Source organism: Microbacterium sp. (assembly GCF_041641055.1).
Lineage (GTDB): Bacteria > Actinomycetota > Actinomycetes > Actinomycetales > Microbacteriaceae > Microbacterium.
The window spans coordinates 107,113-132,902 of sequence record NZ_JBEPZB010000008.1; the positions used below are offsets into that span (position 1 = coordinate 107,113).

At 69.4% G+C, this 25,790-nt stretch carries 24 protein-coding genes and 1 riboswitch; all 24 genes read left to right on the forward strand.

Going from position 1 to position 25,790, the window contains the following annotated elements; translation table 11 throughout:
* Positions 1-5: 5 nt before the first annotated feature.
* Positions 6-656 carry a translation initiation factor IF-3 gene (gene infC / locus ACESK8_RS07465; RefSeq protein WP_372968024.1) on the forward strand — a complete coding sequence of 217 codons (651 nt, stop codon included), beginning with the start codon at positions 6-8 and terminating at the stop codon, positions 654-656.
* Positions 657-727: 71 nt separating this feature from the next.
* Entirely contained in the window at positions 728-922 is a 195-nt protein-coding gene (gene rpmI, locus ACESK8_RS07470; protein WP_060927878.1) for a 50S ribosomal protein L35, read from the forward strand.
* A gap of 33 nt (positions 923-955) precedes the next feature.
* Positions 956-1,342 (forward strand): 50S ribosomal protein L20, encoded by a 387-nt coding sequence (gene rplT, locus ACESK8_RS07475; protein WP_060927877.1) that lies wholly within the window; start codon positions 956-958, stop codon positions 1,340-1,342.
* A gap of 103 nt (positions 1,343-1,445) precedes the next feature.
* The gene (locus tag ACESK8_RS07480; RefSeq protein WP_372967995.1) at positions 1,446-2,258 is read left to right on the forward strand and encodes a TrmH family RNA methyltransferase; all 813 of its coding nucleotides are present in this window, start codon (positions 1,446-1,448) and stop codon (positions 2,256-2,258) included.
* A 76-nt stretch (positions 2,259-2,334) separates the two neighbouring features.
* A complete protein-coding gene (locus ACESK8_RS07485) occupies positions 2,335-3,003 on the forward strand; it encodes a response regulator transcription factor (RefSeq protein ID WP_060927875.1) in 669 nt (222 codons plus the stop codon).
* Between the two features lie 6 nt (positions 3,004-3,009).
* Positions 3,010-4,386, forward strand: coding sequence for a sensor histidine kinase (locus ACESK8_RS07490; protein ID WP_372967996.1), 1,377 nt, complete (start codon positions 3,010-3,012; stop codon positions 4,384-4,386).
* Positions 4,383-5,363 carry a TAXI family TRAP transporter solute-binding subunit gene (locus ACESK8_RS07495; RefSeq protein WP_372967997.1) on the forward strand — a complete coding sequence of 327 codons (981 nt, stop codon included), beginning with the start codon at positions 4,383-4,385 and terminating at the stop codon, positions 5,361-5,363. Before ACESK8_RS07490 ends, ACESK8_RS07495 begins: the two co-directional genes overlap by 4 nt.
* A 353-nt stretch (positions 5,364-5,716) precedes the next feature.
* Entirely contained in the window at positions 5,717-6,466 is a 750-nt protein-coding gene (locus ACESK8_RS07500) for an amino acid ABC transporter ATP-binding protein (protein WP_372967998.1), read from the forward strand.
* Between the two features lie 44 nt (positions 6,467-6,510).
* Positions 6,511-7,419, forward strand: a complete 909-nt coding sequence (locus ACESK8_RS07505; protein WP_372967999.1) for a glutamate ABC transporter substrate-binding protein — start codon at positions 6,511-6,513, stop codon at positions 7,417-7,419.
* 65 nt (positions 7,420-7,484) lie between these two features.
* The gene (locus ACESK8_RS07510) at positions 7,485-8,132 is read left to right on the forward strand and encodes an amino acid ABC transporter permease (RefSeq protein ID WP_372968000.1); all 648 of its coding nucleotides are present in this window, start codon (positions 7,485-7,487) and stop codon (positions 8,130-8,132) included.
* A complete protein-coding gene (locus ACESK8_RS07515) occupies positions 8,129-9,055 on the forward strand; it encodes an amino acid ABC transporter permease (RefSeq protein WP_372968001.1) in 927 nt (308 codons plus the stop codon). The genes ACESK8_RS07510 and ACESK8_RS07515 overlap by 4 nt, the downstream gene beginning before the upstream one ends.
* 20 nt (positions 9,056-9,075) lie before the next feature.
* A complete protein-coding gene (locus ACESK8_RS07520) occupies positions 9,076-9,708 on the forward strand; it encodes a hypothetical protein (protein WP_372968002.1) in 633 nt (210 codons plus the stop codon).
* A 75-nt stretch (positions 9,709-9,783) separates the two neighbouring features.
* The gene (pheS, locus tag ACESK8_RS07525) at positions 9,784-10,824 is read left to right on the forward strand and encodes a phenylalanine--tRNA ligase subunit alpha (RefSeq protein ID WP_372968003.1); all 1,041 of its coding nucleotides are present in this window, start codon (positions 9,784-9,786) and stop codon (positions 10,822-10,824) included.
* Entirely contained in the window at positions 10,824-13,328 is a 2,505-nt protein-coding gene (pheT, locus tag ACESK8_RS07530; protein ID WP_372968004.1) for a phenylalanine--tRNA ligase subunit beta, read from the forward strand. The genes pheS and pheT overlap by 1 nt, the downstream gene beginning before the upstream one ends.
* A gap of 137 nt (positions 13,329-13,465) precedes the next feature.
* Positions 13,466-14,182, forward strand: coding sequence for a DUF402 domain-containing protein (locus ACESK8_RS07535; protein WP_372968005.1), 717 nt, complete (start codon positions 13,466-13,468; stop codon positions 14,180-14,182).
* A gap of 65 nt (positions 14,183-14,247) precedes the next feature.
* The gene (locus ACESK8_RS07540) at positions 14,248-15,213 is read left to right on the forward strand and encodes an NAD-dependent epimerase/dehydratase family protein (protein WP_372968006.1); all 966 of its coding nucleotides are present in this window, start codon (positions 14,248-14,250) and stop codon (positions 15,211-15,213) included.
* Between the two features lie 563 nt (positions 15,214-15,776).
* A riboswitch (TPP riboswitch) is annotated at positions 15,777-15,870 on the forward strand.
* A complete protein-coding gene (gene thiM, locus ACESK8_RS07545; RefSeq protein ID WP_372968007.1) occupies positions 15,862-16,710 on the forward strand; it encodes a hydroxyethylthiazole kinase in 849 nt (282 codons plus the stop codon). Its footprint overlaps the riboswitch before it by 9 nt.
* The gene (locus ACESK8_RS07550) at positions 16,707-18,857 is read left to right on the forward strand and encodes a bifunctional hydroxymethylpyrimidine kinase/phosphomethylpyrimidine kinase (RefSeq protein ID WP_372968008.1); all 2,151 of its coding nucleotides are present in this window, start codon (positions 16,707-16,709) and stop codon (positions 18,855-18,857) included. The genes thiM and ACESK8_RS07550 overlap by 4 nt, the downstream gene beginning before the upstream one ends.
* A gap of 244 nt (positions 18,858-19,101) precedes the next feature.
* Complete coding sequence (argC, locus tag ACESK8_RS07555; RefSeq protein WP_372968009.1) at positions 19,102-20,154, forward strand: N-acetyl-gamma-glutamyl-phosphate reductase; 1,053 nt, start codon at positions 19,102-19,104, stop codon at positions 20,152-20,154.
* Positions 20,151-21,308, forward strand: a complete 1,158-nt coding sequence (argJ, locus tag ACESK8_RS07560; RefSeq protein ID WP_372968010.1) for a bifunctional glutamate N-acetyltransferase/amino-acid acetyltransferase ArgJ — start codon at positions 20,151-20,153, stop codon at positions 21,306-21,308. The genes argC and argJ overlap by 4 nt, the downstream gene beginning before the upstream one ends.
* On the forward strand, positions 21,305-22,222 hold the full coding sequence (gene argB, locus ACESK8_RS07565) for an acetylglutamate kinase (protein WP_060927861.1): 918 nt from the start codon (positions 21,305-21,307) through the stop codon (positions 22,220-22,222). The genes argJ and argB overlap by 4 nt, the downstream gene beginning before the upstream one ends.
* On the forward strand, positions 22,219-23,430 hold the full coding sequence (locus ACESK8_RS07570; RefSeq protein WP_372968011.1) for an acetylornithine transaminase: 1,212 nt from the start codon (positions 22,219-22,221) through the stop codon (positions 23,428-23,430). The genes argB and ACESK8_RS07570 overlap by 4 nt, the downstream gene beginning before the upstream one ends.
* Positions 23,427-24,356, forward strand: a complete 930-nt coding sequence (gene argF, locus ACESK8_RS07575) for an ornithine carbamoyltransferase (protein ID WP_372968012.1) — start codon at positions 23,427-23,429, stop codon at positions 24,354-24,356. Before ACESK8_RS07570 ends, argF begins: the two co-directional genes overlap by 4 nt.
* Positions 24,356-25,786, forward strand: coding sequence for an argininosuccinate lyase (gene argH, locus ACESK8_RS07580; RefSeq protein ID WP_372968013.1), 1,431 nt, complete (start codon positions 24,356-24,358; stop codon positions 25,784-25,786). Before argF ends, argH begins: the two co-directional genes overlap by 1 nt.
* The last annotated feature ends 4 nt before the right edge of the window (positions 25,787-25,790 follow it).

Consider the following 25,790-nt stretch of genomic DNA (forward strand, 5'->3'; position numbering starts at 1 on the left):
GCCGAATCCCATCGTCTAAGGAGTTCCGCATCAGCGATCCCCGCACCAATGAGCGCATCCGCGTCCCCGAGGTCCGCCTCGTCGGCCCCGCGGGTGAGCAGATCGGCGTCGTCCGCATCGAGGCGGCGCTGCGCCTTGCGCAGGAAGCCGACCTCGACCTCGTCGAGGTCGCACCCAACTCGAAGCCGCCCGTGGTCAAGATCATGGACTACGGCAAGTTCAAGTACGAAGCCGCCCAGAAGGAGAAGGAAGCTCGCCGCAACCAGGCGAACACCATCCTCAAGGAGGTCCGCTTCCGCCTGAAGATCGAGGCGCACGACTACACGACGAAGCTCAAGCGCGCCGAGGGCTTCCTCAAGGCTGGCGACAAGGTGAAGGCCATGATCCTCTTCCGAGGCCGCGAGCAGTCGCGCCCGGAGCAGGGCGTCCGCCTGCTGCGCAAGTTCGCCGAGGATGTCGCGGAGCTCGGAACCGTCGAGTCGAACCCGACCATCGACGGTCGCAACATGGTCATGATCGTGGCTCCGCTCAAGAGCAAGTCCGAGGCCAAGCAGGAGCAGAACGCCGTCCGCGACGCCCAGCGCGCAGCGAACAAGCAGGCTGCCCGCGAGGCCAAGACCGACACGGACGCTCCTGCCGCAGCCGCGGCGGAGTGATTCCGCCCCAGAACTCCCGCACCGCGGGTTGACACCGTCGCCTGAGAAGGCGCCATACGAAGGAAGAGAAGATGCCGAAGCAGAAGACCCACTCGGGTGCTAAGAAGCGCTTCAAGATCACCGGCAGCGGCAAGCTGAAGAAGCAGCAGGCCGGAATGCGCCACAACCTCGAGCACAAGTCGAGCCGTCGCACCCGTCGCCTCAACCAGGACCAGGTTCTGTCGAAGGCAGACTTCAAGGTCGCCAAGAAGCTTCTCGGCCGCTGACGCGCCCGAACGCACGAATAGGAACACAGGAAAATGGCAAGAGTCAAGCGGGCGGTAAACGCCCACAAGAAGCGTCGCGTCATCCTCGAGCGCGCCTCCGGCTACCGCGGTCAGCGTTCGCGCCTCTACCGCAAGGCCAAGGAGCAGGTCATCCACTCCCTGGTGTACTCGTACCGGGACCGTCGCAAGCGCAAGGGCGACTTCCGTCGCCTCTGGATCCAGCGCATCAACGCCGCTGCACGCCAGAACGGCATCACGTACAACCGCTTCATCCAGGGCCTCGGCCTCGCGGGTGTCACCGTCGACCGTCGTATGCTCGCTGACCTCGCGGTCAACGACGCTGCGACCTTCACGACGCTGGTCGAGACGGCGAAGAAGGCTCTGCCCTCTGACGTCAACGCCCCGAAGACGGCTGCGTAAGCAGACTCTTCTTCACAGAGGACGCTCTCCTTCGGGAGGGCGTCCTCTGTCGTTATCCCGTCGTTTGCACGGAGGGACGCCCGCGGTTCTCTAGACTGAGGACGTGCTGGAGAACCCCCGTTCGCCCCGAGTCCGTGCTGTCGCGAAGCTGACCAAGCGCAGCGCGCGCACCGAGACCGGTCTGTACCTGCTCGAAGGCCCTCAGGCGGTGCGCGAAGCGCTGACCTACAGCCCCGAGGCGATCGTCGAGCTGTTCTCGACACCGACCGGCTGGGAGAAGCACCCGGACATCCGCTCGAAGGCGGCCGATGCCGACATCGAGGTCGAGTACGTCACCGAGTACGTGCTGAACGCGATGGCCGACACGGTCACCCCGCAGGGTCTCGTCGCGGTCGTCCGGCAGACGCCGACCTCTGTCAAGGACATCTTCGCCGCGGCGCCCCGTCTCGTGGCCATCTGCGAAGAGGTCAGGGATCCCGGCAACCTCGGCACGATCATCAGGGCAGCGGATGCCGCCGGTGCGGACGCCGTCGTGCTCACCGGTCGCACGGTCGATCCGTACAACCCGAAGGTGGTGCGAGCCACCACCGGCTCCCTCTTCCACCTGCCGGTGTCGGTGGGGGCCGAGCTCGCCGACGTCGTCGAGAAGGCGCATGCCGCGGGGCTGCGGATCCTCGCCGCGGATGTGAAGGGCGACGACCTGCTGCGCGCCCGAGCGGAGGGCGTGCTCGCCGAGCCCACCGCCTGGCTGTTCGGCAACGAGGCCCGGGGCCTCGAGGACGAGGCGCTGGCACGAGCCGACCGCGTGCTCAAGCTGCCGATCTTCGGCCGCGCCGAGTCGCTGAACCTCGCGACGGCGGCGAGCGTGTGCCTGTACGAGAGCGCCTTCGCGCAGCGCGCCGCCACTGTGGCCTGACCCCCGTCGGTCCGCTCGACGCCTGCACGGCTGGTAGGTTTAGGCCTGCTCGAGCGGAGAAGGGGACCCAGAGTCGATGAGGATTCTGATCGTGGAGGACGACGAGCGCGTCGCCGCCGCCCTCGAAGCATTCCTGGCGCGGTCGGGCTATGCGACCGCCCGGGCAGCCGACGGAGCATCCGCTCTGGAGATGCTCGGGGCCGACACCGAGGTGGTGCTGCTCGATCTCGGACTGCCCGACGTCGACGGCATCGATCTGTGCCGCCGCATCCGTGGCCGATCCGAGGTGCCGATCGTCATCGTGACGGCACGGAATCAGGTGACCGAGCGCATCAAGGGCCTCCGAGCCGGGGCCGACGACTTCGTCGTGAAGCCGTACGACGTGCACGAGCTCCTGGCGCGGATCGAGGCGGTCACGCGCCGCTCGAGGCCGATGCGACCGGAGTCGGAGGCACGGGTGCAGCTGCAGGGCGGGGTCGTGGAGATCGACCTCGTGGCTCGTCAGGTGACGATCGATCGGTCGCCGGTGGAACTCACGCGCAAGGAGTTCGACATCGTCGCCGTGCTCGCCCGCTATCCGGGGGTGGCGGTGCCCAAGGAACGCCTGATCCGCGAGGTGTGGAACACCGACTGGCGCGGCTTCGGTCACTCGCTCGAGGTGCATGTCGGCGCGATCCGCCGCAAGGCGGGGCAGCACAGGCTGATCGAGACGGTGCGCGGCGTCGGCTACCGGCTGGCTGGATAGCGGACGATGCGCCGCCGTCTCATCGTCGTCTTCCTGGTGCCTCTCGTGGCGATCCTCCTGTCGCTCGGGGGCACGGCCGCATGGAGCGCGACGCGCAGCATCCAGCAGGCCTTCTACACCGAGCAGCTCGGCGACCTCGGGTACTTCGTCACCAGCGCGCGTCAGGCCCTGAGGTCGGGGAGCGCGACCGTGATCGACGCCGAGGTGAAGCGGTTCGAGGAGGTGTACGGCATCCGGGTGTTGGTCTTCGACCTGGCCGGCGGCCTCTGGGCGTCCGGGGGTGAGGGCGACGACGTGCTCGCCGAGGACGAGGCGGCGAGGGTCGACCTCGCGCTCTCCGGACGTCGCGCCGAGGCGCCTGAGCCGGTGTTCCCGTGGATCGCCGCCGAGTCGTCGCTGGTGGAGCCCGTCTTCGACGACGGCGACGTGATCGGCGCGGTCATGGTGTCCGCTGACGTCGAGACGCCGCGTGCGCAGATCCTGCAGCAGATCCTGATCCTGACGCTCATCTCGATCGTGCTCATCGGTCTCGGCGTGCTGCTGGTGTTCCAGCTGGCGCGGTGGGTGCTCTCGCCCGTGCGGCGGCTCGATGAGGCGATGGTCGCGATCGAGCGCGGCGAGATGGACGCCAGGGTCGCTGAGGACACCGGGCCACCTGAGCTCCGCCGCATGACACGCGTGTTCAACGGCATGGCGGACGAGATCGAGCGCGTCATGACCCGTCAGCAGGAGTTCGCCCTCAACGCCTCGCACGAGCTGCGCAACCCGCTGAACGCGCTGCTGCTGCGCGTCGAGCACCTCTCCACCGGACTCGACGCGCGCTGGCAGGACGACATCGAGGAGACCCGGGAGGAGGGGCGTCGGATGGCTCGGATCCTCGAGACCCTGCTCGGCCTCGCCCGCGGCGGCCGTGCCGACACCACCATCTCAGCCGTCGACCTGGCCGCATTGGCCGGACGGCGGGCGGATGCCTGGCGCGAGGTGGCATCGCAGCGGGGCGTCATCATGCGAGCTGCGACGACGGGACCGATCCTCTGCGTGACGGATCGGACGATCGTGGAGAGTGCCCTGGACGCCGTGATCGACAACGCCGTGAAGTTCTCGCCCGCGGAAGCCGTCGTCGAGATCGACGCGCACCTCGGCGACGGGGAGTGCAGACTCTCGGTGCGCGATCACGGACCGGGTCTCACCAGTGAGCAGGCCGCGAACGCCGCGGATCGGTTCTGGCGCAGTGATGACAGCGGCGAGACACCGGGCTCGGGGCTGGGCCTCGCCATCGCCACCGACCTCCTGCAGTCGATCGGGGGCGAGCTCCGCGTCGAATCGGCGGTGGGCGGCGGCCTCCAGGTGACCCTCGTGGTCCCTGACGGAGCGGGGCAGTGAGCGTCGGCGCGCGGAGCGGAGTGCTGGTCCGACGGATCGTCGCGGTCGGGCTCGCCGTCACCATGCTCGGTGCGACCAGCGCCTGCAGCACCCGAGCGACCGAATGGACGGATTCGACCTTCGAGATCGCCGGGGGCGGGGCGAACGGCGTCTACTACGCCTACGGCAGCGAGCTGGCGAGCGAACTCGAAGCCGCCTTCGACGTGGAGATCAGCGCCGCGGAGACGGCCGGCTCCGTCGACAATCTGCTGCGCGTGGGATCGGGGGAGGCCCTGCTGGCCTTCGCCCAGGGCGATGCGGCAGCGGATGCCGTGGCCGGCGCCGGCGCGTTCGACGAACCGCTGCCGGTGCAGGCGATCGCACGGCTCTACGACGAGTACCTCCACGTCGTCGTCAGGGCGGACTCGGACATCGAGGAACTCGCCGACCTCGCCGGCCGTACCGTGTCGCTGGGCGCGGAGAACTCGGGTGTCAACGTGATCGCCGGGCGGGTCCTGGATGCCGCTGAGGTCGATGCCGCATCGCTCACCGACCGTCAGCTCGACCTCGCGGAGTCGATCAGCGCGCTGGAGGCGTCGGAGATCGACGGCTTCTTCTGGGTCGGCGGCATCCCCACCCCGGGGATCGCGGAACTCGCCGAGACCACACCCGTCCGGCTCCTGGCGATCGACCAGAGCTGGGTCAACGAGATCAACAGACGCTATTCCGACGCCTACCGTCCGTCGGACTTCCCCGTCGGGCTGTACGGGCTCGATCGCTCGGAACCGACGATGGCCGTCCCCAACTACCTCGTCACGGGCGCGGATACTCCGGATGCCATCGTCCGTGACGTGCTCACGGGCCTCTTCGACGCCCGCACGCGCATCGCTCACACCGTCCCGGCGGCGGCGCTGCTCGATCGACGGCAGGCGATCTTCACCGGCCCCGTCGAGCTGCATCCGGGAGCGATCGAGTACTACCGGGCGCAACGCGATTGAGGCCTCAAGAAACCCTCAAGATCCGCTCGGATGAGGGTGACGCTCTGCCACTCTGGTGATCGATCGCGCTCGATTCGACGGAGAATTCAGATGCCACGGAGCCCACGCCATTCATGCAGGCGCGGGCTCGGCCTCTCCTCCGGGGGATCTCGGGATCACATCCGATCGGAGGCTTGCCGTCTCGTTCTACCAGGGGGAGGAACGCGGCGGCAGGGACGCCCCCACGGTTCGCGGGGGCGGACCGGGGGGCACTCCGGTGCCCGGCCCGAATCCGTCCCGTCGCGTGGTTACGAACGTGTAAATGTCGAGGTGTCCGTGTGGAGCCCCGTGTTCGACCTGGCTAGTTTGGAGAAATGATGACCTCTGGTAAGCCCCTCGTCGTGGTCGACAACGTCCAGAAGCACTATGGCGACTTCCAGGCGCTCACCGATATCGACCTCACGGTCGACGCCGGCGAGGTCGTGGTCGTGATCGGTCCGTCGGGCTCCGGCAAGTCGACCCTCTGCCGCACCATCAACCGCCTCGAGACCATCACGAGCGGCACGATCAGCATCGACGGCAAGGCGCTCCCCGCCGAGGGCAAGGGCCTCGCGAACCTCCGCGCCGACGTCGGCATGGTGTTCCAATCGTTCAACCTGTTCGCGCACCTCACCATCCTCGAGAACGTGACGCTCGGCCCGATCAAGGTCCGCGGCATGAAGAAGGCGGATGCCGACAAGGAGGCGATGATGCTGCTCGAGCGCGTCGGCGTCGCCCAGCAGGCCTCGAAGCTTCCCGCTCAGCTCTCCGGCGGACAGCAGCAGCGCGTCGCGATCGCCCGCGCCCTCGCCATGCAGCCCAAGGTCATGCTCTTCGACGAGCCGACCAGCGCGCTCGACCCCGAGATGATCAACGAGGTCCTCGACGTCATGGTGGAGCTCGCCCGTGACGGCATGACGATGATCGTCGTGACCCACGAGATGGGCTTCGCGCGCAAGGCCGCCAACCGGGTCGTGTTCATGGCCGACGGCAAGATCGTCGAGGAGGCGACGCCCGAGGAGTTCTTCACGAACCCGAAGAGCGATCGCGCCAAGGACTTCCTCTCGAAGCTGCTCACGCACTGAGCAGCTCACAGACCCTGCACACACAGCACACGAAGGAGACGCACATGCGACGCACACGGACACTGGCAGGAATCGGGATCGCGGCAGCAGCGCTGCTCGCGCTGACCGCCTGCAACAGCGGCAGCCCGTCCAGCCCGGGCGCAGGCACGGGAGGCGACGAGGGCGAGGACTCCACCTGGTTCGAGGTCGCCGACGACGTGCAGCTCGAGGGCAGCCCCACGTTCGACGCCATCCAGGAGCGCGACAAGGTCGTCATCGGCGTCAAGGAGGACCAGCCGGGGCTCGGATTCCTCGACGTCACGACGGACGAGCGCACCGGCTTCGACGTCGACATCGCCCGCTGGATCGCCGCTTCGCTCGGCTACGACGAGGACAAGATCGAGTTCAAGCCGATCGCCTCGGCGAACCGCGAGCAGGCGATCACGAACGGTGACATCGACTACTACGTCGGCACCTACTCGATCAACGACAAGCGCAAGGAGCTCATCGACTTCGCTGGCCCCTACTTCATCACCGGTCAGGGCCTGCTCGTCGGCTCCGACAGCGACATCAAGAGCGAGAAGGATCTGAACGCCGACACCACGGTCTGCTCGGCCACGGGATCGACGCCGATCCAGAACATCCGGGACAACTACCCCGAGGTTCCCACCAAGGAGTTCGACCTGTACTCGGCGTGCGTCGAGGCTCTGCTGTCGGGTGAGGTCCAGGCCGTCACCACCGACCAGGCCATCCTGATCGGCTACGCGGCGCAGGACCCCGACAACCTCATGGTCGTCGGCGAGCCGTTCTCCGAGGAGCGCTACGGCGTCGGCCTCACCAAGGGCGACGACGCACTGCGTGGCCACATCAACGAGCTGTTCACCGACGGTGGCGACATCTGGCAGGCGATCTTCGACAAGAACCTCGGCTCCAGCGGCATCGAGGTCGAGCAGCCCGAGGTCGACGCGTACTGATCCCACTCGGGGTGGCCCTTCCGCGGAAGGGCCACCCCGCCCGGTCCGGAGAAGGGGAGGGTGGCGTGGACGTCATCTTCGGCAACACCGATCTCTGGGGAAGAGCCCTCAGCAACACGCTGACGCTCTTCTTCGGTGGCGGAGTGCTCGCGCTGATTCTCGGCATCATCGTCGGCGCCATGCGCGTCGCACCGGTGCCGATCGCCCGCGGAGTGGGGACGATCTACGTCAACCTCATCCGCAACACGCCACTCACCCTGGTCTTCTTCTTCTTCATCTTCGGCTACCCCCAGCTCGGCCTGCCGAAGGTGAGCACGATGGTGCTCGGGATCTTCGCCATCGGCATCTACACCGCGACCTACGTCGCCGAGGTGATCCGCGCGGGCATCAACACCGTGCCCGTCGGCCAGGCCGAGGCCGCACGAGCGATCGGACTCCCCTTCGGGCAGGTCATGACGCTCGTCGTGCTTCCGCAGGCGTTCCGGTCGGTGGTGCCGCCGATGATGAGCGTCTTCATCGCGCTCCTCAAGAACACGACCGTGGCTGCCGGCTTCTCCGTGCTCGAGCTCGGAGCCGTGCGCTCGTACCTCAGCGAGCGCGGTGAGAACGCGCTCGTGGTGCTGCTCTGGGTCGCCCTCATCTTCGTCGCCCTCGTCATGCTGCTCAGCTGGCTCCAGCGCTATCTCGAGAACAAGTGGAGGATCGCGCGATGACTTCCGTCCTGTACGACGTCCCCGGTCCGAAGGCGATCCTGAGGAACCGTCTCATCGGCGTGGCCACAGTGGTGGTCATCCTCGCATTGCTCGGATTCATCGGGTACCGCTTCTGGGAGAGCGGCCAGTTCGAGGCGTCCCGGTGGTACGTGTTCACCTTCAGCGCCGTGTGGGCACAGATCTTCGAAGCGCTGGGCAGCACGCTCGCGGCCTTCGCGGTCGCCGCCGTCCTCAGCATCGTGCTCGGGTTCGTCCTCGCGATCGGGCGTCTCTCCGACCACGCCTGGATCCGCGTCCCGGTCACCGTCGTGACCGAGCTGTTCCGAGCCGTGCCGGTGCTCGTGTTCATGATGCTGCTCTACTACGGACTCCCGGTCATCGGCGTCAAGATGGAGCCGTACTGGGCGGTCGTCCTCGCCCTCATGGCGTACAACGGGTCCGTCCTCGCCGAGGTGATCCGTGCCGGCGTCGAGTCGCTGCCTCGCGGTCAGAAGGAAGCCGGCTACGCGATCGGTCTCCGCAAGAGCGGCGTGATGCGTCTCATCCTGCTCCCTCAGGCGATCCGAGCGATGCTGCCTGTCATCGTCGCGCAGCTCGTGGTGACGATGAAGGACACCGCGCTCGGGTTCATCATCACCTACCCGGAACTGCTCTACTTCGCCAAGCAGCTGACCTCGCAGCAGGGTCGCCCGGTGCTCCAGTCCGCCTTCGTCATCGGCGGCATCTACATCATCATGTGCCTCATCCTCTCCGGCATCGCGCGGTGGATCGAGATCCGCACCCGTCGATCCCCGAAGGTGCAGGCCATCACTGCTGCAGGCAACCCCGCAGCGGACGACGAGTCGACGATGACGCAGGTGATCGCGATGCAGAAGGGCGCGGGCAAGTTCGACGGGACGAACACAGGTTCAGGCGCGCTCTGACCCTCTGGCAGGCTGGTCGGATGCACGTCGAACCGGTCTCGCCGTATCCGCCCGCGTCGAGCCGAACGCTCGCGCAGTGGCTGGATCCGGAGCTGTCCGCCCGTCACGGCTCCGATGCGCGCACCCGACTGCGCGAGATCGCGGACGGACGGGCGATGCGCCGGGCGATGTGGGCAGCGTTCCTCGCCCTCGGTGCATCGGCTGTCGTCATGGGCGCGGCGTTCCTCGTGTTCGGGTGGTGGACGGCTGCGGTGGCGACGGCTTCGGTCGGAGGTGTCGTCGCCGCGGCATCCGCTGTCGTCCTGCGACGCGAGCAGCGGAGGATCCCGCGACCGGGTGAGTCGCACACGACACGCGGTGCCGGCACGCTGCGCGGGGGCATCGTGGCGGCAGGCGGCATGTTCGCCGCAGTGAACGTCTTCTTCATCCCGGCCATGCTGTCGGCCTCCGACCTGACGCCGATCCTGATGATCGACGGTGGGCTGGTGCTCCTCCTCGTCTCGGGCTTCGTGGTACCGGCAGCCGTCATCGGAGACGGACGTGCAGCGCTGCGTCGGGACGCGAGCAGGGATCCACATGTGGCTGCCTCGCTCGAGCAGGAGCGCACCGTCTGGGTGCCGCGGGCCGGGGTCGGCATGTTCGGACCGCTCTGAGGTCAGACGGCGGCGGCCCTGCCCCAGCCGTGACCCGCGAGGCGAGGCCCGCGGCCCCCGGTAGACTCCTATCTCGTGTCTGAGTCTCCCGAAATCACCCCGGAAGCAGTCGAAGCCGCCGTCGCGGCAGCTCTCGCAGCGATCGGCGCAGCCGCCGACACCGCCGAGCTGAAAGCGGCCAGGGCCGCCCACGTCGCCGACGGCTCGCCGCTCGCCGTCTTGAACGCCTCGATGCGCCAGGTGGCGCCCGAGAACAAGGCCGCCTTCGGCAAGCTGGTCGGTCAAGGACGTGGTCGGGTCACGAAGGCGCTCGCCGCCAAAGAAGCCGAGCTGGCCGCAGCAGAGGTCGCCGCCCGTCTCGAGTCGGAGCGGGTCGACATCACCGCTGTGCCGTCGCGCACGCGCGTGGGAGCGCGGCATCCGCTCACCCTGCTCAGCGAACAGATCTCCGACATCTTCGTCGGGATGGGATGGGAGATCGCCGAGGGGCCGGAGCTCGAGCACGAGTGGTTCAACTTCGACGCACTGAACTTCGATGTGGACCACCCCGCCCGCCAGGAGCAGGACACGTTCTACGTCGACCCGGCGTCGCGTCATCTGGTCATGCGCACGCACACGAGCCCCGTGCAGGTGCGCTCGATGCTCGAGCGCGACGTGCCGATCTACGTGCTGTGCCCCGGCCGGGTCTACCGGACCGACGAGTTCGACGCCACGCACCTCCCGGTGTTCACGCAGTTCGAGGGCCTCGTCGTCGACAAGGGCATCTCGATGGCGCACCTCAAGGGCACGCTGGACCATGTCGCACGCCAGCTCTTCGGCCCTGAGGCCAAGACGCGCTTCCGCACGAACTTCTTCCCGTTCACCGAGCCGTCGGCAGAGCTCGACCTGTGGCACCCGACCTTCAAGGGCGGTGCGCGCTGGATCGAATGGGGCGGATGCGGGATGGTCAACCCGAACGTGCTCCGCGCGGCCGGGATCGACCCCGACGTCTACAGCGGGTTCGCCTTCGGGATGGGCGTCGAGCGGGCACTGATGTTCCGCAGCGACGTGCAGGACATGCGGGACATGGCAGAGGGCGATGTCCGTTTCAGCGAGCAGTACGGGATGGTGGTGTGATGCGCGTCCCACTTTCGTGGTTGCGTGAGTACGTCGATCTGGCGGCGGAGGCGACTCCCGAAGAGGTCCTGGCGGCGATGGTGACCGTCGGCTTCGAAGAGGAGGACGTGCACCGCTTCGAGATCTCGGGTCCTGTCGTCGTCGGACAGGTCGTCTCGCTCGAGGCGGAGCCGCAGTCGAACGGCAAGACCATCAACTGGTGCCAGGTCGATGTGGGCGAGGCCCACGGCGGCATCCGCGGCATCGTCTGCGGTGCGCACAACTTCGTCGCCGGAGACAAGGTCGTCGTGACCCTGCCCGGCGCCGTGCTGCCGGGGCCGTTCCCGATCGCCGCGCGCAAGACCTACGGCCACGTGTCGGACGGCATGATCGCCTCGGCGCGCGAACTCGGACTCGGAGACGAGCACAACGGCATCCTCGTGCTCGCCGACCTCGGAATCGACGCCCCGGTGGGCACCGACGCCATCAGCCTGCTCGGCCTCGATGACGTCGCCGTCGAGATCAACGTCACCCCCGACCGCGGATACGCGTTCTCACTGCGTGGTGTGGCTCGTGAGTACTCCCACGCCACGGGGGCGACCTTCCGCGACCCCGCTGAGCGCGACTTCGCCGAGCTGCAGCCGGGCACCGGTCACACGGCGATCGTCGATGATGCGGCGCCCGTCCGCGGCCGCGTCGGAGCCAGCGAGTTCGTCACGCGCGTCGTCCGAGACGTCGACCCCGCGCGGCCGACCCCGCCGTGGATGATCGCGCGACTCTCCCTCGCGGGCATGCGCTCTCTGGGGATCCTGATCGACATCACGAACTACGTCATGCTTGAGCTGGGGCAGCCGCTGCACGGCTACGACCTCGACAGGCTCGCCGGCGGCATCACCGTGCGTCGCGCGACGCCCGGGGAGAAGATGACCACGCTCGACGGACAGGAGCGCACGCTCCACGCCGAGGACCTCCTCATCACCGACGAGTCGGGGCCCATCGGCCTCGCCGGGGTCATGGGCGGCGGCACCACCGAGATGAGCGACACCACTCGCAACGTGCTGATCGAGGCGGCCACGTTCGACCCGGTCACGATCGCCCGCACCGCCCGGCGGCACAAGCTGCCCAGCGAGGCCTCCAAGCGCTTCGAGCGCGGTGTCGACCCGCTCGTGCCGTTCGTCGCCGCCCGCCGTGCCGCCGACCTGATGGTCGAGTTCGCCGGAGGAACGCTCACCGACGAGGGCGGCGCGCTGTTCGCCGAGGTCTTCGTCGCCGACATCGAGCTGCCGAAGGGATTCGTGCAGGGACTCATCGGCGTCGACTACACCGACGAGGAGATCGTCGGCGCGCTCACGACGATCGGCGGAGAGGTCACGGCGACGGATGCCGGCTGGACCGTCATCCCGCCGACCTGGCGCCCCGACCTCACCGACAAGTGGTCGCTCGCCGAAGAGGTCGCCCGCATCCACGGTCTCGACCGCATCCCCTCCGTGCTGCCGACGCCGCCGTCCGGACGCGGTCTCACCGCTCACCAGCAGGGCCGCCGTCGCGTGGCCGATGCGCTGGCTGCTGCGGGCCTCGTCGAGACGCCGTCGTTCCCGTTCACGACCGAGGCGGAGAACGATCTGCACGGATCGGCATCGGGCACGCATCTGCCCAGCATCCGCCTGGCGAACCCGCTCGACGGATCTGCGCCGTTCCTGCGCCGCTCGCTCATCCCGGGGCTCCTGCAGATCGCGCACCGCAACATCTCGCGCGGTCTCACCGACCTCGCGCTGTTCGAGACCGGTGTCGTGTTCCTTCCCGAGCCCGGTGTCGAGTACGGCACGGATGAGGTCCCGCCCCTCGGCATCCGACCCTCCGACGAGACGCTCGAGGCGCTGAACGCGTCGATCCCGCCGCAGCACCGCCACGTCGCGGCGCTGTTCACCGGGAACGTCGTCGCACGCCAGCCGGGACGCGCCGCCGAGCCCGCCGGACTGTCCGAAGCCCTCGACGCCGTGCGAGTGATCGCCGCGGCGGCCGGCGTCGACATCGACGTGGCGCAGGGGCAGCGTGCCGCGCTGCACCCTGGACGCACGGGTGTGCTGACGGTCGGCGGAGCCGAGGTCGGATACGTCGGCGAAGTGCACCCGGAGGTCGCCGCGGCGGCCGATCTGCCGGGACGCGCGACCGTGCTCGAACTCGATCTCGACGGCATCCTGACGCTCGCGAGCGCTCGGGCCGTGGCCGCATCGCTGTCGACCTACCCCGCGGCGACGCAGGACGTGTCGCTCGTGGTCGGCGCCGAGGTCCCCGCAGGCGATGTGCGCGCTGCGCTGGCTCACGGAGCGGGCGCGCTTCTCGAGTCCGTTCGACTCGTCGACGACTACCGCGGCGAGGGCGTCCCCGACGGCCAGAAGAGCCTGACGTTCGCGCTGCGGTTCCGGGCGGACGACCGCACGCTCACCGCCGCGGAAGCCACCGAGGCGAAGCTCGCCGGAGTCGCCGTCGCCGCCGAGCGCTTCGGAGCCGTCATCCGCGACTGATGCTCGTTGCGTGAACTGCATCCCGAGCGAGGATGCAGTTCACGCAACCGCCGGAGGCCGATCGTCGCGGCAGAGGCGTATGCGAACCGCCGCCGCGCCCTCCTGGGCCCGACGACGCTGCGAGGTACCGTGGCGAGGTGAGCATCCTTCCCCACAGCACGCCCGCGGCGGTGCCGGATGGTGTCCGCCCGATGGGCGAGGCGCCGTTCCTGCGGCCGGGTGATCAGATCTCCTGGCACTACCGCAAGCCCGGCTGGCAGCCGGGTGATGCCTCGACCATCACGCCGATGCGTGTCGTCCGGGACGACGAACGCGGGCTGATCGCCTGGCTCGCACCGGGAACGCTGCAGGAGGGGCAGGGCACCCCGGCAGGTGAACGCATCCGGACCGTGCCGCTCGAGCGCCGCTGGCTCGACCCGCGCACCCGGATCGTGGAGGAGTGGTGGGGGCATGGCATCCTGCGCATCGCACCGGCGGGAGCCGCGTGGTCGGTGTGGCTGTTCTGGAGCGAAGTCGACGGCACGCGCTGGGAGTTCGCGGGGTGGTACGTGAACCTCGAGAACGCGCATCTGCGGACCGACCATGACACGTACTCGTCCGATCACATCCTCGACGTGGAGATCGAAGCGGACGGCCAGGTGCACCTGAAGGATGAGGACGAGCTGATCGCCGCGATCGAGCAGGGCCGCCTCACCAGTGAGCAGGCCGCGCAGATCGAACGTCACGCCGACGCGGCGATCGCGTCGTTCCGCGCGGGGGAGTGGCCCTTCGATCCGGAATGGCAGAACTGGCGGCCCGACCCGACCTGGACGGTGCCGGTGCTCGACGGGCTCGCGGACCTCCAGAAGGACTGAGCACGGTCTCTGCCCTGAGCGGAAGCCCCTTCCGCTCCGCCTCGAACGCGTGGTGGCATGAGGGCATGACCAACGTACTGATCCTCGGCGGCACGGGGTGGCTGTCCGGCCGCATCGCCCGACGGCTGCTGGTGAACGGGGCGACAGTGATGTGTCTCGCGCGGGGCGGGCGTCCGTCGCCGGACGGGGCGAGCCTCGTGCTCGCCGACCGGGACGACGCCGACGCATACGACGCGGTCTCGGGGCGGGAATGGGATCACGTGATCGACGTCTCGTCGACGGCCGCCCATGTCGAGGCTGCGGTGGCGGCGCTCGGGTCTCGGGCCGCACGCTGGACGTACGTCTCGTCGATGTCGGCGTACTCCGACGATGAGACGATCGGTGCAGACGAGACGGCTCCGCTGCGCGACGCGGCCGCCCCGGGCGACGAATACGAGTACGGAGCGCAGAAGGTCGCCGCCGAGAACGCGGTGCGCTCGCTCGACGACCGCGCGCTGATCGTGCGCCCAGGGCTGATCGTGGGAGAGGGGGATCCCAGCGACCGATTCGGATACTGGGCGGCCGCCTTCCTGCGCGCCGAGGACGGGCCGGTCCTGCTGCCGCCCATGGAGGACCGCGACCTGCAGGTCATCGACGTCGACGACCTCGTGGAGTTCGTCATCACGACGGATGCGACGGGCGTGATCAACACGATCGGGGACCGGCATCCGCTCGCCGATGTCCTGAGTGTCGTGCGCGAGCAGGCCGGCCACCGGGGGGAGGTCGTCTCCGCCACCGAGGAATGGCTCGGCGCGAACGGCGTGGAGTACTGGGCAGGGGAGAGGTCGCTGCCCCTGTGGCTGCCCGCGGAGATGACAGGCTTCATGTCGCGCTCGAACGCCCGCTACCGCGCGGCCGGCGGTGAGTTGAGGCCCCTCGAGGACACGATCGCCACGGTGATCCGCGACGAGCAGGAGCGCGGGGTCGACCGGGATCGTCGGGCCGGTCTCACTCGCGCCGACGAGCTCGCGCTGATCGGCTTGCTCGCCTGACGAGTAGCCGTCCCGTCCCGTCCCCGCCCCGTCCTTCCCCGTCCCGTCCCGTCCTGTCCCGTCCCGTCCCTGGCGGGGTCGATATCGCGTCCGAAACGGGGCTGGGGGATGCGAAAGTGACCACCGCTGCCTGCACATGCCAGGCGGGGTCGATATCGCATCCGAAACGGGGCTGAGGGATGCGAAAGTGACCCCCGCTGGAGTGGAAGATGCGAAAGTGACCACCGCTGGAGTGGGGGATGCGAAAGTGACCCCTGCTGCCCGCCCATGCCAGGCGGGGTCGATATCGCATTCGAAACGGGGCTGGGGGATGCGAAAGTGACCACCGCTGCACTGGGGTGCAGAGGTCGCCCCCGCTGCCAGCACATGTCAGGCGGGGTCGATATCGCATCCGAAACGGGCCTGAGGGGTGCAAAAGTGACCACCGCTGCACTGCACATGCCAGGCGGGGTCGATAACGCATCCGAGACGGGGCCGGGGGATGCGAAGGTGACCACCGCTGCCCGCAGAGTGCGGGACGACGCGGGAGCGCGGGCCGAGCGAGGGCGCATCGCTAGACTGCGAGCAGTGACACGGGGTGCCGCATCCGCGGCTGAGAACAGACCCGTCGAACCTGATCTAGTTCGTACTAGCGAAGGGATGTCGCCCATGAGCGATCGTCTGCGTCCAGAATCCGATCCGACCCTCGCGGCCTCAGCCGCAGAGCTCCTCTCCGCGCTGCGTGGCGCCCCGCCGCTCACGCACTGCATCACGAACAGCGTCGTCACCGGCTTCACGGCGAACGTCCTGCTGGCTCTCGGCGCCGCGCCCGCGATGGTCGACATCGTCGACGAGGCGGGACTCTTCGCCGGCGTCGCATCCGGGATGCTGATCAACCTCGGCACGCCGACCCCCGAACAGCGCGCGGCGAGCAGGGAGGCGGTCGCCGGGGCCACGGCATCCGGCACGCCCTGGGTGCTCGACCCGGTGGCGATCGGCGTGCTCCCGATCCGGACCGCACTCGCGCAGGAACTCGTCGCCGCCCGCCCGACGGCGATCCGCGGCAACGCCTCCGAGATCCTCGCGCTGGCCGGCCAGACCGCGGGCGGACGCGGGGTGGATGCCACCGACACGACGGATGCGGCCGCCGATGCCGCGATCGCGCTCGCCGCCCGCCACGGTGCGGTCGTCGCGGTGTCCGGACCCGTCGACCTGATCACCGACGGACGCCGCGTCATCCGCCTCGCGAACGGCGATGAACTGCTGACCCGCGTCACCGGTGGCGGGTGCGCCCTGGGAGCGGTGATGGCCGCGTTCCTCGGTGCAGCACGGGCGGGCGGCGTCGACCCGCTCACCGCGGTGGCATCCGCGAGCCTCGTCTACACGATCGCCGCCGAGCACGCGGCGGCTCGGGCATCCGGTCCGGGCAGCTTCGCCGTCTCATTCCTCGATGCGCTCGCCACGATCCGTCCGCACGACCTCGCGCCCGCAGCGCGAGTCGAGGAGCGCGCGCTGTGATCGCCGACCTCTCGCTGTACCTCGTCACAGATCCCGACCTGTGCGGCGCGCGCGGCGTCGTCGAGACCGTTCGAGAGGCCGTGGACGGGGGAGTGCGTATCGTGCAGCTGCGAGACAAGGCGGCCACGGATGCCGACACGACCGCCCTGCTCATCGAGCTCTCGAGGGTGATCGACGGGCGCGCGCTGCTCGTGGTGAACGATCGGCTCGATGCCGCGCTCGCCGCGCGGGAGCAGGGAGCTCGCGTCGATGGTGTCCATCTCGGACAGGGGGACGCGTCGGTGCGCCGCGCCAGGGCGGCGCTCGGTCCTGACGCGATCATCGGACTCACGGCGAACACCCCCGAGCACGTGGAGGCGGTGCTCGCCCTCCCGGCGGGGACCGTCGACTACCTCGGGGTCGGGGTCATCCGCCCCACGGCGACCAAGCCTGATCATCCTCCGGCCCTCGGGGTCGACGGATTCGGGGCGCTCGCCGCTGCCAGCCCGATCCCCTGCGTGGCCATCGGCGGCGTGCGCATCGACGACACCGAGGCGCTTCGTGCCGCAGGGGCCGCGGGGCTCGCCGTCGTCTCCGCACTCTGCGCGGCCGATGACCCGGCAGTCACCGCACGGGAGTTCGTCCGTCGATGGCGGGGAGTCGGCGTGCCGCGGGTGCTGAGCATCGCCGGCAGCGACCCGTCAGGAGGCGCAGGCATCCAGGCCGACCTCAAGTCGATCGCCGCGAACGGCGGATACGGCATGGCGGTGATCTCCGCCCTCACGGCGCAGAACACTCAGGGCGTGCGCGCGGTCCACGTCCCGCCACCCGGGTTCCTGCGCGCCCAGCTCGACGCGATCTCCGACGACATCGTCATCGATGCGGTGAAGATCGGGATGCTCGCGGATGCCGACGTCATCCGCACCGTCGCCGACTGGCTCGACGAGGTCCGGCCGCCGATCGTCGTGCTGGATCCCGTCATGGTCGCCACGAGCGGCGACCGTCTGCTCGAACCCGACGCAGAATCCGCGCTGTTCGGACTGCTTGGTCGCGCCGACGTCGTCACCCCGAATCTCGCGGAGCTCGCGGTCCTCACCGGGCAGGACGTCGATGACTGGGATGCCGCGCTCGCCGCAGCCGATGTCCTGTCCGAGCGCTTCGGGGTCGCCGTGCTGGTGAAGGGCGGGCACCTCGACGGCGATGAGGTCCCCGACGCGCTGGTCGACTCGGCCGCCGGGCTGCGCCACGGGTACCCGGGGTCCCGCATCGCGACCGCGCACACGCACGGGACCGGATGCTCGCTCTCCTCCGCGCTCGCGACTCAGCTGGCCCGAGGGGTCACCCCCGTCGAGGGGGTGGCGGCCGCCCGCGCGTGGCTGCGCGAGGCTCTCCGTGAGGGCGAGGCGCTCCAGGTCGGACGAGGGCGAGGGCCCGTCAACCATCTCGCCGGACTCTGGCGACGGGGCGGTGTGGACACGGCTCCGGCCGCTGAGGAGATCCGAGAGGACTGGTGGGAGCGCATCGCCTCCGTGCGAGCGGACATCGACGAACTGCCGTTCATCACGGCGCTCGCGGGCGGCACGCTCGCGCGCGGCTCCTTCCTCTTCTACCTCGGCCAGGACGCTCTCTACCTCAGGGACTACGCCAGGGTGCTCGCGGAGGCCGCGCGACTGGCCCCCACCCCGCACGAGCAGGCGTTCTGGGCGCACTCCGCGCACGGGTCGATCGTCGGCGAGCTCGAACTCCATGCGTCGTGGCTCGCACCCGCAGGTGGGGAAGACCACGCCACCTTCGCCGCGACGCCTGCCCCGGCCACGGTCGCCTACCTCGATCATCTGCGATCCGTGGCGTTCGGCGGTGACTACGACGAGCTGATCGCCGCGCTGCTGCCGTGCTTCTGGCTCTACACCGACCTCGGCGGGCGCCTGCACGCGGGGGAGTTCGACGCGTTCGCGCGCGACCCGCGGCATCCGTATGCATCGTGGCTCGAGACGTATGCCGACCCGGCGTTCGCCGCGGCCACGGAGGAGGCGATCGGCCACGTCATGACCGCAGCACACCGGACGGACGCCGCAGGGCGACAGCGGATGCTGCGCGCCTTCACCGCATCGAGCGAGCACGAGCGGGCGTTCTTCGCGGCCGCGGAAACGACTGCATCCGCCACATGACGCGCCGGATTTGCGCATGCCGCGACGAGCGCGCTATCGTCGCGGCATGCCTTCGGCCGCCACTGCCTCTCTGACGCTCGCTCCGAGCGTCATCGCCGTGCGCCGACGCCGCAGCGGCCGCCGACTCTAGGCGACCCTGCGCTTCTGCCTGCTCACGCACGGCGGTCGAGTGCCGGTGTCGCCGCCCCGGTTCCCGACACTGCACCCCGCGTTCGACGAGGGGTCCGACCGTTAAGGTAGAAGCATGACGTACTCCGTCGCCGTCTCCGGCGCATCCGGCTACGCGGGCGGCGAGATCCTGCGCCTTCTCGCCTCGCATCCCGACATCGAGATCCGCACCGTCACCGCCCACTCGAACGCCGGGCAGCCGCTCGTGCAGCATCAGCCGCACCTGCGCTCGCTCGCACATCTGACTCTGCAGGACACGACGCGCGAGACGCTCGCGGGGCACGACATCGTCTTCCTCGCCCTGCCGCACGGGCAGTCGGGGCAGTACACCGACTCCCTCGGCGACACCCCGCTCGTGATCGACGCGGGAGCAGATCACCGCCTCACCTCCCAGGAATCGTGGGACGCCTTCTACGGCGGAGACTTCCACGAGCCGTGGGCGTACGGCGTCCCCGAGCTGCTCGTCGGCGGTGCCAAGCAGCGCGAGACCCTCCGAGGTGCGACGCGGATCGCCGCTCCGGGCTGCAACGCCTCGACGGTGAGCCTGAGTCTCGCCCCCGGTGTCGCCGCGGGCGTGATCGATCCGGGCGACATCGTCTCGGTCCTCGCCGTCGGGCCGTCCGGAGCCGGCAAGAGCCTCAAGACCAACCTGCTCGCCAGCGAGATCCTCGGCAGCGCCAATCCGTATGCGGTCGGCGGCACACACCGGCACATCCCCGAGATCCGCCAGGCGCTCGCCGCCGCGTCGGGCGCCGCGGGCGACAGCATCCGCATCTCCTTCACCCCGGTCCTCGTCCCGATGTCACGCGGCATCCTCGCCACGTCGACGGCACCCATCGCCGGTGACGTCAGCGACGCCGAGATCCGAGCCGCATGGGAGCATGCGTACGGCGACGAGACCTTCGTGCAGCTGCTCCCCGAGGGGCAGTTCCCCCGGACGGCCGACGTGCTGGGCGCCAACACGGCGCTCATCGGTCTCGCCATCGACCGGTCAGCGAACCGCGTCACCGTCGTGACGGCGGTCGACAACCTCGTCAAGGGCACCGCCGGCGCTGCCATCCAGTCCATGAACCTCGCGCTGGGGCTGCCAGAGTCCCGCGCCCTCTCAGTGAACGGAGTCGCGCCGTGAGCGTCACCGCACCCGCAGGATTCGAAGCCGCCGGCGTCGCGGCTGGACTCAAGACGACCGGCAAGCCGGATGTCGCCGTGGTCGTGAACCGCGGCCCCCGCAAGGTCGGCGCCGCGGTGTTCACCAGCAACCGCGCGAAGGCCAACCCGATCATCTGGTCGCAGCAGGCCGTCGCCGACCGCATCGTCGAGGCCGTCGTGCTGAACTCCGGCGGTGCGAACTGCTTCACCGGCAGCTTCGGCTTCCAGACCACGCACCAGACCGCTGAGAAGGCGGCTGAGCTGCTCGGAGTGAGTGCCGGAGACATCCTCATCTGCTCGACCGGGCTGATCGGAGTCGGTGACGAGGTGTTCCGGGGCAAGGTCCTCTCGGGCACCGAGCAGGCGATCGCGGCTCTGTCGGCCGACGGCGGCCAGCTCGCCGCCGAAGCCATCATGACCACCGACAGTGTGTCGAAGACCGCCGTCGTCAGCCGTGACGGCTGGACCATCGGCGGCATGGCCAAGGGTGCCGGCATGCTCGCACCGGGTCTCGCGACGATGCTGGTCGTCATCACGACGGATGCGGTCCTCGAGCCCCTCGAAGCGGATGCCGCGCTCCGTGCTGCGACCGGGACGACCTTCGACCGCCTCGACTCGGACGGCTGCATGTCGACGAACGACCAGGTCACCCTGCTGGCGAACGGCGCATCCGGCATCGCCCCCGGCGTCGAGGAGTTCACGGCGGCACTCGCCGAGCTGAGCCAGGAGCTCGCGGTGAAGCTCCAGGGCGACGCCGAAGGGGCAAGCCACGACATCACCATCGAGGTGCAGCACGCGGCGACCGAAGCGGAAGCCGTGGAGGTGGGCCGCTCGGTCGCTCGCAACAACCTGTTCAAGGCCGCCATCTTCGGCAACGACCCCAACTGGGGCCGGGTGCTCGCGGCGATCGGCACCACGAGCGCGCAGTTCGACCCCTACGACGTCGACGTCTGGATGAACGGCGTGCGCGTGTGCAGCGAGGGCGGCCCCGATCGCCCCCGCGAGGAGGTCGACCTCACCCCTCGCGCGACCCATCTCGTGATCGACCTCAAGGTCGGCGACGCGACCGCGACGATCCTCACCAACGACCTGACCCACGACTACGTGCACGAGAACAGCGCCTACGCCTCATGACCGACATCCAGGACACCACGCCCGACGTCGCCGCCGTCAAGGCCGCGACGCTCATCGAGTCGCTCCCGTGGCTGAAGAAGTTCCGTGACCAGATCGTCGTGGTCAAGTACGGCGGCAACGCCATGGTCTCGGACGAGCTGCAGGAGGCATTCGCCCAGGACATCGCCTACCTCCGCTACGTGGGCGTGCTGCCCGTCGTCGTGCACGGCGGCGGCCCCCAGATCTCCGACATGCTGCAGCGTCTCGAGATCCCGAGCGAGTTCAAGGGCGGCTACCGGGTCACGAACACCGAGGCGATCAGCGTCGTCCGCATGGTCCTCACCGGTCAGGTGAACCCCCAGCTCGTGTCGAAGATCAACTCCCACGGCCCCATCGCGACCGGGCTCAGCGGTGAGGACGCCGGGCTGTTCGGCGGACGCCGCCGAGGCGTCGTGATCGACGGCGAGGAGATCGATCTGGGCCGCGTCGGCGACGTCGTGGAGGTGGATCCGACCCCCGTGCTCGACCACCTCGCCGCCGGACGCGTCCCGGTCGTGTCGAGCATCGCGCCCGACCTCGATCACCCCGGTCAGTCGCTCAACGTGAACGCGGATGCCGCAGCCGCCGCCCTCGCGGTGTCGCTCAACGCCCGCAAGCTGGTGATCCTCACGGATGTGCCGGGGCTCTACGCCGACTGGCCGAACCGCGACTCGCTCGTCTCGCACCTCACCTCGGATGCTCTCATCGAGATGCTGCCGACTCTCGAGTCCGGCATGATCCCGAAGATGAAGGCATGCCTGGATGCGATCGAGGGCGGCGTCGACGCGGCAGCCATCATCGACGGACGCGTGCCGCACTCGGTGCTCGTCGAGCTCTTCACGAGCAAGGGAATCGGAACAGAAGTGGTCTTGGGAACAGCAGGGACGAACGCATGAGCAACTGGCAGGATGACGCCGCGAACCACCTGGTCCTGAACGCGGGCCCGCGACTGGCGATGCTGACCCGCGGGGAGGGGTCCTACCTCTGGGACTCCGAGGGCAAGCGCCACCTCGACTTCCTGGCCGGTATCGCGGTGACCTCGCTCGGTCACGCGCATCCGGTCTTCGTGGAGGCCGTGTCCAGGCAGGCTGCGACCCTCGCCCATGTCTCGAACTACTTCGCGACCCCGTCGCAGCTCGCGCTCGCCGCGAGACTGAAGCGCCTCGCGGGCGCCGGCATCGACGGCCGCGTGTTCTTCTCGAACTCCGGAGCCGAGGCGAACGAGGCCGCCTTCAAGCTCGCGCGCCTGCACGGCGCGACCGAGAAGCCCCGCATCCTCGCGCTGGAGAACGGCTTCCACGGTCGCACGATGGGCTCGCTCGCACTCACGGCGAAGGCCTCGATGCGCGCGCCGTTCGAGCCGATGCCGGGCGGGGTCGAGCACATCCCCGCCACCATCGCCGCGCTCGAGGAGGCGATCGACGACACCGTCGCGGCCGTCATCGTCGAGCCGATCCAGGGCGAGGCCGGTGTCGTCGAGCTTCCGGACGGATACCTGCAGGCGGCGCGCTCGCTGACCCTGAAGCACGGGGCGCTGCTCATCGTCGACGAGATCCAGACCGGTGCCGGACGCACCGGCGCCTGGTTCGGCTTCAGCCACGAGGGCATCACCCCCGATGCGATCACGCTCGCGAAGGGCATCGGCGGCGGTTTCCCGATCGGCGCCCTCGTGACCTACGGCGCGGCCAGTGCCCTGTTCACACCCGGGTCGCACGGCTCGACCTTCGGAGGGAATCCGCTCGCGACGGCCGTGGCCGACGCCGTGCTCGCCGAGATCGAGCGTGCGGGACTCGTCGAGAACGCCGCACGTCGAGGCGCGGAGCTCCGCGAGATCATCAGCGGTCTGGAGTCGCCTCTCGTCACCGGCGTGCGCGGTCGAGGCCTGCTGATCGGCGTCGCGCTGAGTGCGCCGGTCGCGAACGAGGTGGTCGCTGCGGCTCAGGAGCGCGGGCTCATCGTGAACGCCGCCAATCCCGAGACCGTGCGCATCGCGCCCGCACTCACCATCGGAGACGCCGAGCTCGCCGAGTTCCGCGAGCTCTTCGCCGCCTCGCTCGCCGACGTGCAGGCATCCCTCACCGAATCCGGAAAGGCCCTCGCATGACCCGCCATCTGCTGCGCGACGACGATCTGACCTCCTCCGAGCAGGCCGAGATCCTCGACCTCGCCCTCGAACTGAAGAAGGACCGCTGGGCGAACAAGGCTCTTGCGGGACCGCAGACCGTGGCGGTCATCTTCGACAAGTCCTCGACCCGCACCCGGGTCTCGTTCGCGGTCGGCATCGCAGACCTGGGCGGCTCGCCCCTGGTCATCTCCACCGCGAACAGCCAGCTCGGCGGCAAGGAGACGCCGTCCGACACGGCGCGCGTGCTGGAGCGTCAGGTCGCCGCCATCGTCTGGCGCACCTACGCCCAGGCGGGGCTCGAGGAGATGGCCGAGGGCACCACGGTTCCGGTGGTCAACGCGCTCTCGGACGACTTCCACCCCTGCCAGCTGCTCGCCGACCTGCTCACGATCCGCGAGCACAAGGGCGACCTCAAGGGCCTGACCCTGACCTTCTTCGGCGACGGGCAGAGCAACATGGCGCACTCGTACGCGCTGGCCGGTGTCACCGCCGGGATGCATGTGCGCATCGCCTCTCCCGCCGACTACTCGCCCCGCGCCGACGTGGTCGAGGCGGCGGATCGCCGCGCCGCGGAGACCGGGGGATCGATCACCCTCTACACCGATGCGGTCGAGGCCGCGGCCGGAGCCGACGTCGTCGTCACCGACACCTGGGTGTCGATGGGCAAGGAGGAGGAGAAGCTCGCCCGCATCCGCGATCTCGGCGGATACAAGGTGACCCCCGAGACCATGTCGATCGCCGATCCTGAGGCGATCTTCATCCACTGCCTCCCCGCCGACCGCGGATACGAGGTCGACTCCGAGGTGATCGACGGCCCGCAGAGCGTCGTCTGGGACGAGGCCGAGAACCGCCTGCACGCCCAGAAGGCCCTGCTGGTCTGGCTGCTCGACAAGAAGGACGCCTGATGGTCGACGCGAAGAACGACGGCACCAACGAGGGCGCGCTGTGGGGCGCCCGGTTCGCCACCGGCCCCTCGCCGGAGCTGGTCGAGCTGAGCCGATCGACCCACTTCGACTGGGTGCTGGCGCCCTACGACATCGCGGGATCGCACGCTCACGCGAAGGCGCTCGAGGCTGCCGGCTATCTCGAGCCCGACGAGGCGGCCAGGATGCACGAGGGGCTGGATGCCGTGGCCGGCCGCATCGCCGACGGCGCTCTGCAGCCGGTGCCCTCGGACGAGGACGTCCACGGCGCGCTCGAGCAGGCGCTGATCGCCGAGCTCGGCCCTGAGCTCGGCGGGCGCCTCCGCGCCGGCCGGAGTCGGAACGACCAGATCGCCACGCTCGTGCGGATGTACCTGATCGACCATGCCCGCGTCATCGCGCGCGACCTCCTGCGCGTCATCGATGCGCTCGTGGCTCAGGCCGAGGCGCATCCCGACGCCATCCTTCCCGGTCGCACGCACCTGCAGCATGCGCAGCCGGTGCTGCTCGCCCACCACCTGCAGGCGCACGGCTGGCCGCTGGTGCGCGAGCTCGAGCGGCTCGTCGACTGGCGGCGTCGTGCCGGCGTCTCCCCGTACGGCGGGGGAGCGCTGGCCGGGTCGACCCTGGGGCTCGACCCGGCTCTGGTCGCCTCCGAGCTCGGCCTCGATCGTCCGGCGGAGAACTCGCTCGACGGCACCGCCGCCCGCGACGTCGTCGCGGAGTTCGCGTTCATCGCGGCGATGACCGGTGTCGACCTCTCCCGTCTCAGCGAGGAGATCATCCTCTGGAACACCCGCGAGTTCGGATTCGTCACACTGCACGACGGGTACTCGACGGGCTCGAGCATCATGCCGCAGAAGAAGAACCCCGATATCGCCGAGCTCGCTCGTGGCAAGTCCGGGCGTCTGATCGGCAATCTCTCCGGGCTCATGGCCACGCTCAAGGGACTCCCGCTCGCGTACAACCGCGACCTGCAGGAGGACAAGGAGCCGGTGTTCGATTCGGTGCAGACCCTCGAGGTCGTGCTTCCGGCGTTCGCCGGGATGATCGCGACTCTGCGCTTCGACACCGAGCGGATGGCGGCGCTCGCGCCGCAGGGGTTCTCGCTGGCGACCGACGTGGCCGAGTGGCTCGTCAAGCGCCGGGTGCCGTTCCGCGATGCGCACGAGATCTCCGGAGCCCTCGTCCGTGCCTGCGAGGAGCAGGGGATCGGCCTCGAGGACGCATCCGATGACCTGCTGCTCTCGGTGTCCCCGCATCTCGTGCCCGAGGTGCGGGAGGTGCTCACGATCGAGGGATCGGTGGCCTCACGCACCGGAGCGGGCGGCACTGCTCCCGTGCGCGTCGCGGAGCAGCGCGCCGAGCTGGTGGCTCGCGCGCAGGCCGCGGCGCACGCGCTCGGCCTCTAGCCGC

Bases quoted from the DNA above. Each gene is read 5' to 3' on its own strand.
- ACESK8_RS07515 (WP_372968001.1), top strand. From the start codon at position 8,129: ATGACTTCCGTCCTGTACGACGTCCCCGGTCCGAAGGCGATCCTGAGG.
- ACESK8_RS07505 (WP_372967999.1), top strand. From the start codon at position 6,511: ATGCGACGCACACGGACACTGGCAGGAATCGGGATCGCGGCAGCAGCG.
- ACESK8_RS07490 (WP_372967996.1), top strand. From the start codon at position 3,010: ATGCGCCGCCGTCTCATCGTCGTCTTCCTGGTGCCTCTCGTGGCGATC.
- thiM (WP_372968007.1), top strand. From the start codon at position 15,862: ATGAGCGATCGTCTGCGTCCAGAATCCGATCCGACCCTCGCGGCCTCA.
- argC (WP_372968009.1), top strand. From the start codon at position 19,102: ATGACGTACTCCGTCGCCGTCTCCGGCGCATCCGGCTACGCGGGCGGC.
- ACESK8_RS07520 (WP_372968002.1), top strand. From the start codon at position 9,076: ATGCACGTCGAACCGGTCTCGCCGTATCCGCCCGCGTCGAGCCGAACG.
- rplT (WP_060927877.1), top strand. From the start codon at position 956: ATGGCAAGAGTCAAGCGGGCGGTAAACGCCCACAAGAAGCGTCGCGTC.
- pheT (WP_372968004.1), top strand. From the start codon at position 10,824: ATGCGCGTCCCACTTTCGTGGTTGCGTGAGTACGTCGATCTGGCGGCG.
- rpmI (WP_060927878.1), top strand. From the start codon at position 728: ATGCCGAAGCAGAAGACCCACTCGGGTGCTAAGAAGCGCTTCAAGATC.
- ACESK8_RS07500 (WP_372967998.1), top strand. From the start codon at position 5,717: ATGATGACCTCTGGTAAGCCCCTCGTCGTGGTCGACAACGTCCAGAAG.
- ACESK8_RS07570 (WP_372968011.1), top strand. From the start codon at position 22,219: ATGAGCAACTGGCAGGATGACGCCGCGAACCACCTGGTCCTGAACGCG.
- argB (WP_060927861.1), top strand. From the start codon at position 21,305: ATGACCGACATCCAGGACACCACGCCCGACGTCGCCGCCGTCAAGGCC.
- argH (WP_372968013.1), top strand. From the start codon at position 24,356: ATGGTCGACGCGAAGAACGACGGCACCAACGAGGGCGCGCTGTGGGGC.
- ACESK8_RS07485 (WP_060927875.1), top strand. From the start codon at position 2,335: ATGAGGATTCTGATCGTGGAGGACGACGAGCGCGTCGCCGCCGCCCTC.
- argF (WP_372968012.1), top strand. From the start codon at position 23,427: ATGACCCGCCATCTGCTGCGCGACGACGATCTGACCTCCTCCGAGCAG.
- ACESK8_RS07540 (WP_372968006.1), top strand. From the start codon at position 14,248: ATGACCAACGTACTGATCCTCGGCGGCACGGGGTGGCTGTCCGGCCGC.